The 16,577-nt window shown below is 42.2% G+C and carries 15 protein-coding genes; 7 read left to right on the plus strand and 8 right to left on the minus strand.

Annotation, left to right across the window (positions count from 1 at the left end):
• Positions 1 to 968: 968 nt before the first annotated feature.
• Positions 969 to 1,340 (plus strand): DUF2237 family protein, encoded by a 372-nt coding sequence (locus tag V7K45_RS11365; RefSeq protein WP_322666773.1) that lies wholly within the window; start codon positions 969 to 971, stop codon positions 1,338 to 1,340.
• Between the two features lie 123 nt (positions 1,341 to 1,463).
• On the opposite strand, the gene V7K45_RS11370 is transcribed toward V7K45_RS11365, so the two are convergent.
• From V7K45_RS11370 to V7K45_RS11390, 5 genes are all read right to left on the minus strand, one after another.
• Positions 1,464 to 3,611 carry a hybrid sensor histidine kinase/response regulator gene (locus tag V7K45_RS11370; protein WP_335003379.1) on the minus strand — a complete coding sequence of 716 codons (2,148 nt, stop codon included), beginning with the start codon at positions 3,609 to 3,611 and terminating at the stop codon, positions 1,464 to 1,466.
• A gap of 4 nt (positions 3,612 to 3,615) precedes the next feature.
• Entirely contained in the window at positions 3,616 to 4,188 is a 573-nt protein-coding gene (locus V7K45_RS11375) for a chemotaxis protein CheB (protein WP_289796630.1), read from the minus strand.
• A 65-nt stretch (positions 4,189 to 4,253) separates the two neighbouring features.
• Positions 4,254 to 5,117, minus strand: a complete 864-nt coding sequence (locus V7K45_RS11380; RefSeq protein ID WP_335003382.1) for a metal ABC transporter permease — start codon at positions 5,115 to 5,117, stop codon at positions 4,254 to 4,256.
• A 41-nt stretch (positions 5,118 to 5,158) separates the two neighbouring features.
• Positions 5,159 to 5,938 carry a metal ABC transporter ATP-binding protein gene (locus V7K45_RS11385; RefSeq protein WP_335003384.1) on the minus strand — a complete coding sequence of 260 codons (780 nt, stop codon included), beginning with the start codon at positions 5,936 to 5,938 and terminating at the stop codon, positions 5,159 to 5,161.
• Between the two features lie 150 nt (positions 5,939 to 6,088).
• Positions 6,089 to 7,084, minus strand: a complete 996-nt coding sequence (locus tag V7K45_RS11390) for a metal ABC transporter substrate-binding protein (RefSeq protein ID WP_335003386.1) — start codon at positions 7,082 to 7,084, stop codon at positions 6,089 to 6,091.
• A gap of 793 nt (positions 7,085 to 7,877) precedes the next feature.
• Here V7K45_RS11390 and V7K45_RS11395 point away from each other — a divergent pair.
• The 5 genes from V7K45_RS11395 (at position 7,878) to V7K45_RS11415 (ending at position 12,429) form a co-directional block, all read left to right on the plus strand.
• Positions 7,878 to 8,378, plus strand: a complete 501-nt coding sequence (locus tag V7K45_RS11395; protein WP_334930971.1) for a DUF2231 domain-containing protein — start codon at positions 7,878 to 7,880, stop codon at positions 8,376 to 8,378.
• A complete protein-coding gene (locus V7K45_RS11400) occupies positions 8,375 to 8,992 on the plus strand; it encodes a DUF2231 domain-containing protein (protein WP_335003388.1) in 618 nt (205 codons plus the stop codon). The genes V7K45_RS11395 and V7K45_RS11400 overlap by 4 nt, the downstream gene beginning before the upstream one ends.
• Before the next feature lie 126 nt (positions 8,993 to 9,118).
• Positions 9,119 to 10,033 (plus strand): cytochrome c oxidase subunit II, encoded by a 915-nt coding sequence (locus V7K45_RS11405; RefSeq protein WP_335003440.1) that lies wholly within the window; start codon positions 9,119 to 9,121, stop codon positions 10,031 to 10,033.
• 13 nt (positions 10,034 to 10,046) lie between these two features.
• Positions 10,047 to 11,708 (plus strand): cytochrome c oxidase subunit I, encoded by a 1,662-nt coding sequence (gene ctaD, locus V7K45_RS11410; protein WP_335003390.1) that lies wholly within the window; start codon positions 10,047 to 10,049, stop codon positions 11,706 to 11,708.
• A 118-nt stretch (positions 11,709 to 11,826) separates the two neighbouring features.
• Entirely contained in the window at positions 11,827 to 12,429 is a 603-nt protein-coding gene (locus V7K45_RS11415) for a cytochrome c oxidase subunit 3 (protein WP_335003392.1), read from the plus strand.
• Between the two features lie 114 nt (positions 12,430 to 12,543).
• Here V7K45_RS11415 and V7K45_RS11420 read toward each other — a convergent pair whose 3' ends face one another.
• From V7K45_RS11420 to V7K45_RS11430, 3 genes are all read right to left on the minus strand, one after another.
• Positions 12,544 to 13,140 (minus strand): hypothetical protein, encoded by a 597-nt coding sequence (locus V7K45_RS11420; protein WP_335003394.1) that lies wholly within the window; start codon positions 13,138 to 13,140, stop codon positions 12,544 to 12,546.
• Positions 13,141 to 13,342: 202 nt separating this feature from the next.
• Positions 13,343 to 14,695 (minus strand): helix-hairpin-helix domain-containing protein, encoded by a 1,353-nt coding sequence (locus tag V7K45_RS11425; RefSeq protein ID WP_335003396.1) that lies wholly within the window; start codon positions 14,693 to 14,695, stop codon positions 13,343 to 13,345.
• Positions 14,696 to 14,922: 227 nt separating this feature from the next.
• A complete protein-coding gene (locus V7K45_RS11430; RefSeq protein ID WP_335003398.1) occupies positions 14,923 to 15,048 on the minus strand; it encodes a hypothetical protein in 126 nt (41 codons plus the stop codon).
• On the opposite strand from V7K45_RS11430, the gene gatA reads away from it, so the two are divergent.
• Complete coding sequence (gene gatA / locus V7K45_RS11435) at positions 15,047 to 16,507, plus strand: Asp-tRNA(Asn)/Glu-tRNA(Gln) amidotransferase subunit GatA (RefSeq protein WP_335003400.1); 1,461 nt, start codon at positions 15,047 to 15,049, stop codon at positions 16,505 to 16,507. The genes V7K45_RS11430 and gatA overlap by 2 nt on opposite strands.
• Positions 16,508 to 16,577: the final 70 nt, after the last annotated feature.

Consider the following 16,577-nt stretch of genomic DNA (forward strand, 5'->3'; position numbering starts at 1 on the left):
GCCGAACCAGCCGATGTAGATCCGATTGTTGGTGCTGGTGATCCATTCGCAGAATCGATCCCATACATTGGCGCTTGAGCGCTGTTGTAAGGTTGTTGTCATGGTTTTATAAGTGCGGTTAGTTATTTATGAATCAGGCGGTTTTCTCTTTGCCTGTGAAACTACTTTACACTGCTTTACAATTTTTAATCAAGTTTTATTACTTCAGGAAAGCTGATGCAAGTTATTAGTTTTGCTTATTTAAAAGCAAAAACGAGGCAGGAATAGGTCGAACCTTTCTTTTGTATGACATCACATATCTGGTTATATATATGATATGGCTCTTTAAAATCGCTGTCTAATTTATGTCTACGATTGCCAACGGGAGTAACCCTCTATTCGCGCAGCCTTTTGTAAAAAAGTAAGAAGTTCTGATTGCAAAAACTGGCCCTAATACAGTTCAGATAAGACCAAAACACTTGTAGAGACGGCGATTTATTGCGTCTCAAAAACCCACGATCTTGTACAAGTAGCGCTTAACTGAACCGTATTGAGACTGGCTCCTGTATTACACCAATTAAAAAGGGCTACAAGTATTATTTACTTACTTATCTGGGAATAATAGCTTTGTATATTACCGCTATTCTAAAAAATTAACCCTCAGCTTACCACTGAGGGCTTTTTTTGTTTGGCAAAATGGCATATCTGTAAATTAGAGGGTTGCTATGGTATTTAAGTAGGATACATTCCATGCGAAAGTACTGACTTGCATTACCCCTGGTAGTTTGCCGGGGGTTTTTATTTTAACTGAGAGCGATCGCTCTTAAATATTCTGCTGAGAAATTTATTTTTAACGATTTTGAGATAAGTGATTTTAGAATTCCCTGCATTTGGGAATTAATTAGCGATCGCGATTTTAATTCAACCAGGAAATTGACAATAAATATAAGCTTATATCAAGTGGAAAAATCAAGTACAACGAATTAACGATGACAGACGCTAAAAATGTAATCGATGGAAACCTAGAGGTTTGCTGTACTTCTCCCGTGACTGGGTTTTACCGCGACGGTTTTTGTCGTACAGGTGGTCAAGATTTCGGATCTCATGTCGTATGTGCCCAAGTCACATCAGAATTCCTGGAGTTTACCAAATCACAAGGGAACGACCTCAGCACACCTGTTCCTGATTTTAATTTTCCTGGATTGAAGCCTGGCGATCGCTGGTGTTTGTGTGCTTCTCGCTGGCAAGAAGCTCTCGAAGCTGGTGTTGCTCCACCCGTAATACTTTCAGCAACCCATGCTAGAGCTTTGGAAGTAGTTTCTCTAGACGAACTCAAAAAACATGCTTTAAGTTCGTCTTGATTGGGCATTGGACATGGGAAAGAGGCAGAGGGGCAGGGTGCGGGGGGCAGAGGGGCACAAGAGAAAAACTTACTGCAACTTTCCCCTGCTCCCCTGCTCCCCCGCACCCTGCCCAATTCCAAATCAACTTACTGGAACTTCCAAAGGCAGTTCTAATACATTGGCAACCGCAGCAATCAATTTATTGGGGTCAATTGGCTTAGATAAATGCTGCTGAAACCCTGCTGAAAGTGCTTCCAAGCGGTCTTCCTCTCGCGTGTATGCTGTTAAAGCGATCGCGGGGATGCGTCCGCCTTTTTCTGGTTCTAAAGAGCGGAGTTTCCGAACCAGTGTATAACCATCTTGCCCTGACATGCCGATGTCGCTAATTAGGATATCTGGTTTTGCTTGTTCAAGTATTGCTAGCGCTTCATCAACTGAAGCTACGGCAGTGGCAAAAGCCCCATACTCCTCAAACATAAAACTGAGAAAGTTACGGGTATCTGCTTCATCATCTACAACTAACACTCTTAATCCAGCAAGGGGCGTAGATGGTATGGAAGAGGAATTTTTTCCTGTTGCTTCTCTATTCCCCCTATTGTCTTGTAGCAGTGGTAGTCTCACAGTAAAGGTTGCTCCTTGTCCAGTGCCTGAACTTTGGGCAAAGATTGTACCCTTGTGCAGTTCGACTAAATGACGAACGATCGCTAATCCTAGTCCTAGTCCGTTGTGCGATCGCGTTGTGGTACTATCTGCTTGCCGAAAACGCTCAAATACTTTGGGTAAAAACTCGGAACTGATACCAACGCCCGTATCGATAACTTCAATTTGGGCGTACTGAGATTTTAAATTTTGAATTTGGGATTGTAGATTACTGCTTTCATCAGTGTTTGAAGAGGCTAAATTTTTACCATCAGTTCCCAATCCAAAACCGTTCGACTGAGCGCTCACACTGAAGTCTGAAATCGAAAATCCAATATGCTTTGATAGCCTAACCTCTACCCTACCGCCTTTAGGGGTAAACTTTATTGCATTAGTTAGTAAGTTCCAGACAATTTGTTGTAAACGGGCTGGATCGCCATAGACTGACCCTATCGAAGTATCCAGCACAGTACTTAATTGAATATCTTTTGGTTCTGCTAGGGGACGAACTGCCTCTAATGCCGCCTCCATTACTGAGATTAGATTCACTGCTGATACGTTTAACCGCAACTGACCACGGATAATCCGAGATACGTCCAAGATATCCTCAATTAGTTGCATCTGAGATATGGCGTTGCGTTCGATCGCCTCCAAAGCGCGGGAAGTGGCTTTTTCGTCAAGTTTCTTGGTGCGGAGGATTTTTGACCAGCCGAGCATTGAGGTTAGAGGCGTGCGGAGTTCGTGGGAGAGAACAGCTAGAAACTCATCTTTCATCCGATTTGCGGCTTCTGCTTCCTGTCTTGCCGTTTGTTCGCGAATTACTTGAGCGCGGACTTCTTCTGCTTGCTTGCGTTCCGTAATATCTTCGAGAGTGCCTACATAACCCAACAAGTCCCCTTGACTGGAAAGCATCGGTGATGAGCGAACTTGAACCCAACGAATGTTACCGTGAGCGGCTTGAAAGCGAAATTCTTCTGAGTATTCCCGACCTTCACAAATGTAAGTAGACCAACTAGCGATCGCTCGTTCTCTATCTTCTGGATGAACAGATTCTAGCCATCTTTTCTCTAAACTCTCTGCCGCTTTCAAGCCACAAATTACCTGATAGCGGGGATTAGTATATTTACAGTTGCCTTCAGTATCAGTTTCAAAAATGCCAACGGGTGAGCAGGTACTTAGCGATCGGAATCGTTCTTCACTTTGCCTAAGTTCAGTATTCACAGCTACTAATTGCGCTGTTTGTTGCTTGATGGCTTCTGTTTTCTTAAATAGTTCTACAAATACTGTGACTTTAGAAGTCAAGATATTAGGGTCTAGTGGCTTGAGCAGATAATCAACAGCACCCAAGGCATAACCTTTAAACAGCATTTGGTCGCTGGTGCTAAAGGCGGTGAGAAAGATAATTGGAGTGTGACGCGATCGCCCCCGATTGCGAATTAAGGTAGCAGTTTCAAAGCCATCCATCCCTGGCATTTGCACATCTAGCAAAATCACTGCAAAGTCTTGATGCAGCAGACACCTCAAAGCTTCTTCCCCGGAAGTAGCTCTCACGAGATTCTCCCCTAATTTTTCTAGGATTGCCTCTAGTGCCAGCAAATTTTCTAGTTTATCATCTACTAGGAGGATGTTGACTTTGCGTTCCATCTGCATCGGTTTATTTCTGTGATAATTGACAAAGCTTGACCATCTGGGAAGCAATGTTTGAGAGTGTCAAAATCCAGTCTACTGTAATAGCAGAAATTGCTGCCTCTGGCATAATGTCGCTCTCAGCTGTGGCAGGTTCTTGTACAATAGTAATTCCTCCCCGCGCTTTTATTTTCTTAAGGCCTTGCATACCATCTTGGTTGGCTCCTGTCAATATTACACCAATAACTTGCTCTGTGTAGACATCGGCTGCCGACTCAAACAGCACATCAATAGATGGTCTAGCATAAGAAACAGGCTCATCAGTCGAAAGAGCAAAGTGACCTGGTTCAACCAGTAAATGATAATCTGCTGGGGCTATGTAGATATGTCCTGGTAGTATTTCGTCCTTGTCTTCTACTTCGCGAATTTTCAACAAAGTGGATTCTTGTAATAAATCCTGGAGTGTGTTACTAGATTCTTTATGACGGTGTTGCACGATCGCGATCGGTACAGGGAAGTCTGCTGGTAAATTGCCCAGGACGATTTTCAGTGCTGATAATCCGCCTAAAGAAGTACCAATTACCACAATTTTAAACGACACTTATTTCGCCCTCATACCTATGGAATGGGGGGTTACGTAAATAGCAAAGAGTATTTCATACTAAATCAGTCAGTGTTTTCCTGCTTCTTTGCTCTTACCAGTAACCCATGCTTAGGTGCAAAAATCATTGCTACGATAAACAACAAGGTTTGCAACACAACTATGCAACCCCCTGTTGCACCATCGATATGATAGCTGATGTAAGTTCCCATAACACTAGAAAATACGCCCGATGCCATTGCAATTAGTATCATGTGGTCAAAACGGTCTGTTAATAAATAAGCCGTTGCTCCCGGAGTAACTAACATAGCTACAACCAGAATAATTCCCACTGTTTGGAGTCCGGCGACAGCAGTTAACGAGAGTAATGATAGTAAAATATAGTGTAGTACCCCTGTATTCAAGCCGATGGAACGTGCATGAGTGGGGTCAAAACAAAATAATAGTAGGTCTTTGCGTAAAATAGCTATTGTTACTAAAGTAATTACGCTAATAATCACTGTTTGGATAATGTCTTCATTAGAAATGCCCAAGACATTCCCAAACAAAATGTGCGTCAAGTCAACGCTGCTGGGAGTTTTGGAAACTAGTACCAAACCCAAAGCGAAAAACCCTGTAAATACAAGTCCGATGACAGTATCTTCTTTAATTCTCGTTTTCGCTTTGATATAACCGATCGCAATAACTGAACCTACTCCAAAGACAAAAGCACCCACAGCAAAAGGGATATTTAAAACATAAGCAATTACAACCCCAGGCATTACCGCATGGGAAACAGCATCTCCCATTAATGCCCAACCTTTGAGGGTCATAAAACAAGATAAAACAGAACAGACTACCCCAACTAAGGCACTTACACAAATTGCCTTCACCATGAATTCATGCTGTAGGGGTGTAGTAAACCAGTCTAATAATGCGAAAGTATTCATCTTTTTATAACTTTAATCCAAGCAATATCCATTAAAAATTATCAATCAGATTCATTTTGATTTCCACGGATTATCTGACTTTTGTTGAGAGATAAATCTCCAAGAGAACCGCCAAAAGTCCTTGAGAGATTCTCTTCTGTGAAGACTTCCGATGTATCACCATAAGCTAAAATAGTACGGTTAATTAGTACTACTTGGTCACAGAAAGTAGTAATAGAAGCTAAGTCATGGGTAGAAATCAAAATTGTATGACCTTCCTCTCGCAATTCTAGTAATAAGTCAATCATCGCTTTTTCTGTTTTGATATCTACCCCGGTGAAAGGTTCATCTAATAGTAAGACTGTTCCCTGTTGTGCTAAAGCACGGGCAAGAAAGGCACGTTTTTTCTGTCCCCCAGAGAGTTCTCCAATTTGGCGATCGCGCATTGACCACATTTGCACCCTTTCCAAACTCTCCCTCACCACTCTTTGATCGTTCGCCGATGGAATTCGTAAGATATTCATGTATCCGTAGCGTCCCATCATCACCACATCATGGACACTTACTGGAAAATTCCAGTCCACTTCTTCTGACTGTGGTACATAAGCGACCAAGCTTTTTTTCTGTACAGTCTTTATCGGTAAACCATTAATCAAAACCCGTCCTGTAACTGGCTTTAAAAAACCCATAATTGCCTTAAATAGGGTTGATTTACCGCTACCATTCATCCCCACTAAACCACTGATTGAGCCTGCTTGAATTTGCAAATAAGCACCATGTAAAGCAACTTTGCCGTGGTAAGCAACCGTCAAATTTTCGACATCAATACTAATAGATTTCACAAAAAATCACCTCTAAAATTAATTAATAGTTTGTAGTGAGCAGCTTCAGCCCTCTTTCCAAAGACGTAACGTTTTCCAGAGAACAAAATAGGACTAAATTCGTTACTACAAGCTTATTTTCAATAGTTAGATTTATTCTTGCATACTTGCTCACTTTTCCTCTAATCCCTGAGTTAGAGTATTAATATTACCTTCTAGCAACTTGAGATAAGTCGGTGCTGGCCCGTTCGCTGGAGACAGGGAATCAACATAAAATACTCCACCAAACCTTGCTCCTGATTCTCTAGCTACCTGACGTTGCGCTCCATCATTTACTGTACTTTCACAGAAAACTACAGGTATTTTATTTTTTTTAACTATATCAATGACTTTTTCTAGCTGTTTGGGAGTAGCTTGCTGTTCAGAGTTGACTGCCCAGAGATAAGCTTCTTTCAATCCATAATCGCGGGTGACGTATGAGAAAGCGCCTTCACAGCTTACCATGTAGCGTTTGTCTTCTGGAACTACCGACACGGCTTTTCGCAGTTTCTCATCAACATCCTTAATCTTTTGGCTGTATGCTTTGGCATTGGTGTTATAAGTCTCTGCATTCGCTGAGTCCAAATTAACCAATGCTTTACGAATATTCTCTACGTAAATCAAGGCGTTTTCTGGTGACATCCAAGCATGGGGATTAGGTTTGCCTTTATAGGCATCCTCCGCAATTTCAACAGGCTTAATTCCCTCACTTAGGGTAACGTGAGGGACATTAGGGACGCTGTTATACAATTTCTGTGCCCAACGCTCTAAATTCAGACCATTATTCAAAATTAGGTCTGCTTTTTGCGCCCTCACCAAATCACTAGGAGTTGGTTCGTAACCATGAATTTCCGCCCCTGGTTTGGTGAGAGATTCAACAATCGCCTTGTCTCCCGCCACGTTTTGCGCCATATCTGCAATGACTGTAAAGGTGGTAAGAACTACTTTTTTACCTTTTTTATCTAGGTTGGTGTTAGTTGTGCCTGGGTTTGGACTTAACTGTGGTTGAGAATTGGAGATTGACGGGCTACACCCACTCAAACATAGCCACAATAGCAGCCCAGACGCTACAGCCAATTTTTGTCTGTGCTGCGGTAGTTGCATCTGGTTATTGATATTAAATCTCATTATAGCAATTTCATAATCTTCTCACTTTTGTCTCACTTTAGCAGAAGTCAGATAAAAATGAAAGAATTATGAAAATAATATCAGAGCAAAAAAGCGAACCTGTTGCAATAAAATGTACTTCTGAGTTCTGACTTAACCTTGATTCCTTACTTTTGTCTTTTTAAGAGGCTTTTTGAGTGATTCAAATATTTTTGTTATTTAGATCACAAACAAATATTTTATTATTGTGAAATACCTTACAGACAAATATAATGTTTCGACTTTTTATATTTAAAAAAAATGCAAAGATAAATACATTATGAAAATATTTGTTTGTTAAACAACTAACTTTTAAAAGTTTAATATTTATTGTTTTGACAATTCATAAAAATTTACTTAAGCTAAAGGATAGGTTAAGCAAATCAACAAACGACAGCGATTTGATTTAGCTACATCAAGAATTGCTGTTGCAGACTATTGGCATAAGGAAATGAATCAAAACAAAAATTATTCCATGTAGGCAAGTTAACCAAATTTGACTACAAAAAGCTAAGACATGATTAAGCGTATTGAACCGCGCAGATATTGAACAGAATCCGATCAATTATGGATAGATACTTGTGGTGATGTTAGTGAGTATCCATAAATTATTGAAGCTTGACTAGCGATTTTAGATTTTTGATTAGAGTCTTCTAGTTTATATCTCGTCTGGGACGGAATAAATCTAAAAGACGCTCGCTAAGACTGCGCGATCGCCAATCCAAAATCCAAAATTTATTGACCAAAGTGCGGTAGATATGTCCAGGAGAAGACGATGATTGAGTATTTGACATCCTTGAACGACCACAATTTGCCCTATCCAGATACGATTCATCCCATCGTTGTCCACTTCGTAATTGCGATGGTGTTGTTTTCCTTCTTCTGCGATGTAATCGGCTATTTTACTGGTAAATCCGGTCTTTTTGAGGTGAGTTGGTGGAATATGTTAGTTGCCACGATCGCCATCTTCGTTGCGATTATTTTTGGCCAATTTGAAGCGGGATTAGCACAGCCTTACAGCCTAGCGAAATCGGTGCTGAATTTGCATACGTTAATTGGTTGGTCGCTTTCAGGAATTATCACAGCGATTACAGCTTGGCGCTATGTAATTCGTGCCCGCAATCCGAAAAAAGTACCGATTTATTATTTGGGAGCCGGACTAGTTTTAACCTTAATAGTTGGCTTACAAGTATATCTCGGCGATGAGCTTGTTTGGGTATATGGATTGCATACCGTACCAGTTGTGGAAGCAGTAAAGGATGGTGTGTTGCGATGAACTCAGAATTAATTGACCAATTGAACGGCTCTCTAGGTGCAAACGGATTACCTTACACAATTCCGATTCATCCCAACTTAGTCCATCTGACAATAGGTTTGTTCATCATTGCGATGACCTTCGATATCGTTGGTGTTCTGTTCCCCTTTGAAAAATGGGTCTTCAAATTTTTGGCAATTACTGTCGAACGTGACAACTTATTTGCTGTTGGCTGGTACAACATGTTAGCTGCCAGCATCATCACATTTTTCACAGTGGGAGCAGGCTTTTACGAAATGCTATTGGCAGCACCACCAGCTGATATAAAGAGTGCCTGGGGATTGCAGGCAATGGAAACTATGCTTTGGCATGGTGTGGGTGGTGTGTTCTTATTAGCGCTGATTGTTGGCATGACCATCTGGAGAGCATGGCAGCGCTTCGTTTGGGGCAAACAAGAATATAAACAGACAGATAGAGAAGTGCAATGGATCTATCTGTTCGCAGGCATTGCAATCATGTTCATTCTGTACATCCACGGCACACTAGGAGCGCAACTAGCCGCCGAGTTTGGCGTACACAATACCGCAGACAATTTGCTGCGATTAGGCCAAGACCTCAACACAACACTCAAGTAAGTCATTTGTCCTTTGACTAATGCCTAATACTTCTCTACGAGAGGCTGCGCCAACGGCTTCGCTCAGTACAAGTGCCCAATGCCCCATGCCCAATGCCCAATAACCAATGACCAATGACTGATGACCATGAAAATCCAGAAGATTTTAAATATTTTGACGCTGCTTACAGGCGCGATCGCAGTGACTGTTACGAGTCTCTGGATCGGCAAGCAGGCTTACTCCTGGCTTCCTCCTCAAGCAGCAGCCGAATCCCTACTAATTGATGATTTGATTAGCTTCTTAGTAACCCTTGGTGCCTTCATCTTCTTGGGAGTAACAAGTACTCTGATGTATTCTGTGATCTTCCATCGCGCAGTCAAAGATGACTTCACTGATGGCCCCCCAATTGAAGGTAATATCACCCTAGAAGTTGTCTGGACAGCAATCCCAATTCTGTTAGTCTTTTGGATTGCAAGCTACAGCTACCAAGTTTACGAACAAATGGGAATTCAAGGCCCATCAGAACTAGTTCATCTGCATAATCCGCTGGCAATGGAATCAGCTTATGCAGCACCAGCTAAAGCCTTAGCAGAACCAGTTGAAAAAATCGACGTACTAGCTAAACAGTGGGCGTGGGTTTTTCATTATCCAGAGAGAGATATTACCAGTACCGAATTGCATTTACCAAGCGATCGCCGGATACGTTTAGCACTGAAATCACAAGACGTTCTCCACGGCTTCTATATTCCTGCGTTCCGCCTCAAGCAGGATATTATTCCCAACCATGCGATCGACTTTGAATTTACTCCCATCCGCCCCGGACAATACCGATTAACCGATTCTCAATATAGCGGCACATACTTTGCGACGATGCAAGCGAATGTCATCGTCGAATCTCCTGAAGATTATCAACAGTGGCTAGCACAAGCTGCAACCCAAAAGCCATCCGTAGCAAAAAATCAGGCAGCTTCTGAGTATGCTCAAACATCCAATCAATCAGTCCAAACTGGTTGGGTTACAGTTCCACCTGCTGCACCTCCTCTAGTCAATTCACCTGGTTGAAAAGAAAGTAACCATGACTAATGTTCCTATTGAAGGCATCCTTATCCCTGATGAGAAGCCTAACCACGAATCTTCAAGCAACTGGAAAGAATACTTCAGCTTTAGTACCGACCACAAGGTAATTGGTATCCAGTATCTCGTTACCTCATTCTTCTTCTTCCTCGTCGGCGGCATCTTTGCGATGGTGATGCGGGGAGAACTGATGACACCCGAATCAGATTTAGTCGATCGCACCGTCTATAACGGTATGTTCACCATGCACGGCACTGTGATGCTGTTTTTGTGGACATTTCCCTCACTGGTTGGTTTTGCCAACTATCTAGTACCCCTGATGATTGGGGCGCGAGATATGGCATTTCCCCGCCTCAACGCCGTCGCTTTTTGGATGGTGCCAGTAGTTGGGATTTTGATGATGGGTAGCTTCTTCGTCCCTGGAGGCCCAGCCCAAGCCGGCTGGTGGTCTTACCCACCAGTCAGTCTCCAGAATCCCACAGGTAACTTGATTAATGGTCAAGTTCTCTGGCTCTTAGCGGTGGCAATATCCGGCGTATCCTCAATTATGGGGGCAGTCAACTTTGTCACCACAATCGTGAAGATGCGGGCCCCAGGAATGGGCTTCTTCAAAATGCCGTTGTTTGTCTGGGCGGTATTTAGCGCCCAAATCATCCAACTATTTGGACTTCCAGCACTGACAGCTGGCGCGGTGATGCTGCTACTAGACTTAACTGCTGGCACCGCCTTTTTCGACCCCGCCAAGGGTGGAAATCCAGTGATGTTCCAGCATTACTTCTGGTTCTACTCCCACCCCGCCGTTTACGTGATTATTTTGCCTGTCTTCGGAATTTTCTCAGAAATATTCCCAGTTTATTCACGTAAACCCTTATTTGGTTACAAAGTAGTTGCTGTTTCATCTATCTTGATTGCCGTAGTTAGCGGTATCGTTTGGGTACACCACATGTACGTCAGCGGTACTCCTGGCTGGATGCGGTTGATTTTCATGCTGACCACGATGTGTGTGTCCGTCCCCACAGGAATTAAAGTATTTGCTTGGGTAGCAACTATTTGGGGAGGTAAACTGCGGCTAAATACCGCTATGCTTTTTGCCCTGGGTGCATTAATTATGTTTGTGTTCGCAGGAATCACAGGCATTATGCTTTCCTCTGTACCTGTGGATGTCCACGTTAACAATACCTACTTTGTAGTCGGACACTTCCACTACGTCCTCTACGGCACCGTGACAATGGGCTTATTTGCAGCCATCTATCACTGGTTCCCCAAAATGACTGGGCGGATGTACTCCGAAAGCTGGGGTAAAATCCACTTTTGGTTAGCATTCATCGGCACCAACCTCAACTTTTTGCCCATGCACCCCTTAGGATTGCAAGGAATGTTACGCCGAGTTGCTTCCTACGCCCCAGAGTATCAATTCTGGAACATCATCGCCAGCCTCGGTGGATTTCTCTTAGGAATGTCCACCTTGCCCTTTATATTCAACATGGTGATTTCTTGGATGCAAGGCGAGAAAGCACCCGCTAACCCTTGGCGAGCAATCGGACTAGAGTGGTTAGTTTCTTCACCCCCCCCAGTAGAAAACTTTGAAGAAACTCCCATCATCATCTCCGAACCCTACGGCTACGGCAAATCAGAACCCTTAACAGCCAACCTCCCAGAATAAACGCAAACAATCGGGAAGACGCAAAAACCCTCCGCGTACCTCTGCGCTTCCCTCCGCGTACCTACCCTGCGGGAAGGCAAAGCCTATGCGTTTCAAATTCCCCCCCTCAAAAACCAAAATGGACAGCTATATTAATTCCCACGAATTGCCCCATACAAGCGCAGAACACAGCCATGACGAAGAAGGCAACAAAATGTTTGGCTTCATCGTCTTCCTCCTCTCAGAAAGCGTCATTTTCTTGAGTTTTTTCGCCGGATATGCCATCTACAAAACAACAACACCTAACTGGCTACCAGCAGGTGTTTCTGGACTAGAAGTAAAAGAACCAGCAATCAACACAGTAATTCTTGTCGCTAGTAGTTTTGTAATTTACTTAGCAGAACGCGCCCTTCAACGCCATGACTTAGTAAAATTCCGCCTGTTTCTCTTAGCAACAATGGCAATGGGAACTTACTTTTTAGTTGGACAGGCGATTGAATGGAACGGCCTCGCCTTTGGTTTCACCTCCGGGGTATTTGGTGGAACCTTCTATCTACTTACAGGCTTCCACGGTTTGCACGTTTTCACTGGTATTCTGTTGCAGTTGATAATTTTGATACGTTCTTTTCTACCTGGCAACTACGATACAGGCCATTTCGGCGTCAATGCAACTTCATTGTTTTGGCACTTCGTCGATGTTATCTGGATTATTTTGTTTGTCCTTATCTATGTTTGGCAGTAAAGATTGATGGGAAGAAAAACCCAGATAATTTATCTGGGTTGGTGTATGTGGCATTGTTAATTACTTTTATGCCCCATACACCATTCACTGTAATCACTATATTTGGGTCTTAGTTCAGCCTTTCAAATTAACCTTCTCCTCAAACTTTGACCCATCTTGATGAGATAAAAATTTTTCACTAGTGTGATAACTTCTTCGCCATTGTTCGAGCTTATCTATAGATATTGATTTAGATGTGACATTCACACCATTTCCTCGCCAAGCAACTTCTGCATCTGTTGTGAAAACTCCGCACTCTAATTGATCTAGCCTCATATTCCAATATTCGCTAAATCGACCTTTTAAAGTAATAACTTGCTCAAATACCTTGTTTCTATGCTTATTTCTTCTTTTTCGTTCTGTTGCTCCAGTTGCTTCTGTATCAATAAACTTAGTTTCAATTAAAAAGAGACTACCTTTAAAGGTTAGGAAGACAAAATCACACTTTCCTAAATCTGTATAATCTGAAATTGGAGACTTTTCAAATAACAGCAATTCAGCGCACGAGGGAAACAATTCTTTAATATTCAGAAATAAATAAGCTTGCAATAGAAGTTCCTTATCATAAGGAAATAATATCACTCCTTCAAAAAATTTTTGAATGTCCTCGTGAGTTTGGGGTTGAATTTTTTTACAGTATGAAACAAATCTATGTAGCTCGTTGACAATCATCAAGTTCTAACTCCTTCCCCCGGTCGCAGCCTTAAGGGTCTTAGCATCAAAAGATACCATTATCTCAAGGAAATTATCATCCGCATAAGTAACTAAAAAAACGATTAAAATCCTAGATACTTAAGGCAATTTACTGTTGACAGTTCAATCAAAGGAATTTTTAAGTTGCTTTTCAGTATTGGTGGATTTTTCACACCTGGACTCAGCTACCAGTCAGCGATTTTATATGAGCAGGAAAACTGGCGTTTTGCAAAGCTTGAACAGTTATTCGAGAATCTTGTACGCAAAATTGCCAACCTAAGCGAACAAGTTTACGAGAAGTTTCAGTTTGAATAATTCCAATCACTGGCATTTTTGCCTTTTCTTTGTCTACTGAATGGTCTTGTAAAATTGTTTTCAAGCGATGTAAATCTTCCATATTACCTGCTTGCTGGGGATTTAATTCCACCATTACCATTTGTACTGTTTCCACTGGTTCTGCATCTTCAAGAATAAATTGAGTTTGCTCGTCACGTCGGTCTACTTTTCCCCAAATAATCAATCTAGTATCAACTTGGAGTAGGGAACTAATGCGTTCATAAGTTTTTGGAAAAACTACAGCTTCTGCTTGTGTAGTGAGGTCTTCTATTTGCAAAATTGCCATCTGATCGCCTTTTTTTGTCACCACTTTTTTGACGTTATTCAACATCACAACTGCACAAAGCCGTGTATCTTCCCTTTGTTCTCCCAGTTGTGAAAGGTTAATTGGAGTCAAAAGTGGTGCTATTTGCCGTAAGGATTTCAGTGGATGATCTGATACATAAAAGCCTAATAATTCTTTCTCCATCTGCAACTTTTTCTGTGGGGGTAAATCTGTCACAGGTTTAGATTTAGGAGCAGTTTCAAAGGCATTATTTGCTCTTTTTTTCTGAGTCGAAGAAAAGCCGTCGCCCAATAAATCAAATAGATTACCTTGACCACTGGCTCTATCTTTAGCACGAGATTGTGCCCAATCATACACTAATTCTGAGTCGTTAATTAACTGTTGGCGGTTGGATTCAAGTTTGTCAAAGGCTCCACAGTAAATTAACGACTCCAGAGTTCGGCGGTTGACAGCACGCAAATCCACGCGATCGCAAAAATCAGCGAGTGATTTAAACTCTCCTGTCTCATTTCTCGCCTCTAAAATACAAGCGATCGCATTTTGTCCCACGTTACGCACTGCCGAAAATCCAAACAGAATCTTGCCTGCCGTTGGCGTAAAATCAACACCAGAACGATTTATATCTGGCGGATCTATGGATATCCCCATATTTGTACAGTTAGTAATGTATCTCTGTACCTTATCGGTATCACCACTGTTAGCTGTTAACAGCGCCGCCATATATTCCAATGGGTAATTAGCTTTTAAATATGCTGTTTGATATGTTACATAACCATAGGCTGTCGAATGGGATTTATTGAAACAATTAGCAGCTATTAAGCCATTTTTTATGGTAAAATTATGGTCGCGCTCCACCCCAATGTCATAAACATTTTGTTTGCCTAAATATTTACGTGTGGCTATTTTTATCATCCTACCTTACCTCGAAAAATTTTGTGGAATTGAATAAAATTATGAAGTTTGTAGTATTAATAAGGCTGTAATACAAAATTATATCATTAGAAAACACTGCTATACTCTTACACAAAAGCAGTCAATATATATGAAAACTTTGGCAAACTATTCAATAGATGGTTGATAGCCATGTATTTGCTGTTTTTAAAAACTTATTAAACACATTTCAATACATATTAATCCGTTTAGTCAGATGAATGGGGAATGGCAAGCAGAGGAAAATAAGCAATGCCCAAAGCCCAATAACCAATACCCAATTTTGACCAATATGTACTAGAATCAATGACTTGAGTCACAAAGAGAGCAATCATGGCATCCATCCGCGAGTTGCACCAACAGCTGGTTAAAAAAGAACGTTCTGCCGTCGAAATTACCCAAGAAGCTTTAGAGCGCATTCAAGCGCTAGAGCCGAAATTGCACAGCTTTTTATGTGTGACGGCAGACCGGGCATTAGAGCAGGCGGGTGCTGTGGATGCAAAAATTGCCGCAGGAGAGGAAATTGGGCTGCTAGCGGGCATTCCTGTGGGTATCAAGGACAATATGTGTACCAAGGGGATTCCTACCACCTGCGCCTCTCGGATTTTGGAAAATTTTGTGCCGCCTTATGAATCAACGGCGACGCAAAAATTGGCAGACGTTGGGGCGGTAATGGTAGGCAAAACCAACTTGGATGAGTTTGCAATGGGTAGTTCCACTGAAAACTCTGCTTATCAAGTCACGGCTAATCCTTGGGATTTGTCACGAGTTCCAGGCGGTTCTTCAGGGGGTTCGGCGGCGGCGGTGGCGGCTCAAGAATGTGTAGTTGCTCTCGGTTCTGATACTGGCGGTTCGATTCGCCAACCTGCGTCTTTCTGCGGTGTGGTGGGGATGAAACCAACTTATGGTTTGGTTTCCCGTTATGGCTTGGTGGCTTACGCTTCGTCTTTGGATCAAATTGGGCCATTTGGAAACACGGTAGAAGATGCGGCAATATTATTAGGTGCGATCGCAGGTTACGATCCCAAAGACTCTACCAGCCTGAAAGTTCCCATTCCCAACTATGCTGCGAGCTTAAAACCAAACTTCAAACCCAGAGGTCAGTTAAGAATTGGTATCATCAAAGAAACTTTTGGTGAAGGTTTAGACTCTGTAGTGGAACAAGCTGTTACCAAAGCAGTAGATCAACTACAAAGTTTGGGAGCCGAAATTCATATAATTTCCTGTCCCCGTTTTCGCTATGGCTTACCCACCTACTACATCATCGCCCCATCCGAAGCATCAGCAAACCTGGCTCGTTACGATGGCGTTAAATATGGGTATCGCGCTCCTGATGCCGATAATCTGTTATCAATGTACACTCGTACCCGTGCCGCTGGTTTTGGTACAGAAGTCAAACGCCGGATTATGATTGGCACTTATGCTCTTTCGGCTGGCTATTATGACGCTTACTACCTGAAAGCGCAAAAAGTCCGTACCTTGATTAAGCAAGACTTTGAAAAGGCTTTTGGTGCGGTTGATGTGTTAGTATGTCCAACATCTCCCACTACAGCATTCAAAGCAGGGGAAAAAACTACCGATCCCTTGAGTATGTATTTAAATGACTTGATGACTATTCCTGTAAATCTTGCTGGTTTACCCAGTTTGAGTTTGCCATGTGGTTTTGACGAACAGGGGCTACCGATAGGATTACAGCTAATTGGCAATGTGCTGCGAGAAGACCAACTGTTTCAGGTAGCTTATGCTTATGAACAATCTACTACTTGGCATCTGCGTAAACCCCAAATATCTTGATTGAAAATGGTCATGGGGCATAGTTAAGAGGACAAGGGGAAAGACTTGTTATGAGTTATAACTCAAGTCA

This window comes from Nostoc sp., assembly GCF_036917375.1.
Taxonomy (GTDB): Bacteria; Cyanobacteriota; Cyanobacteriia; order Cyanobacteriales; family Nostocaceae; genus Nostoc.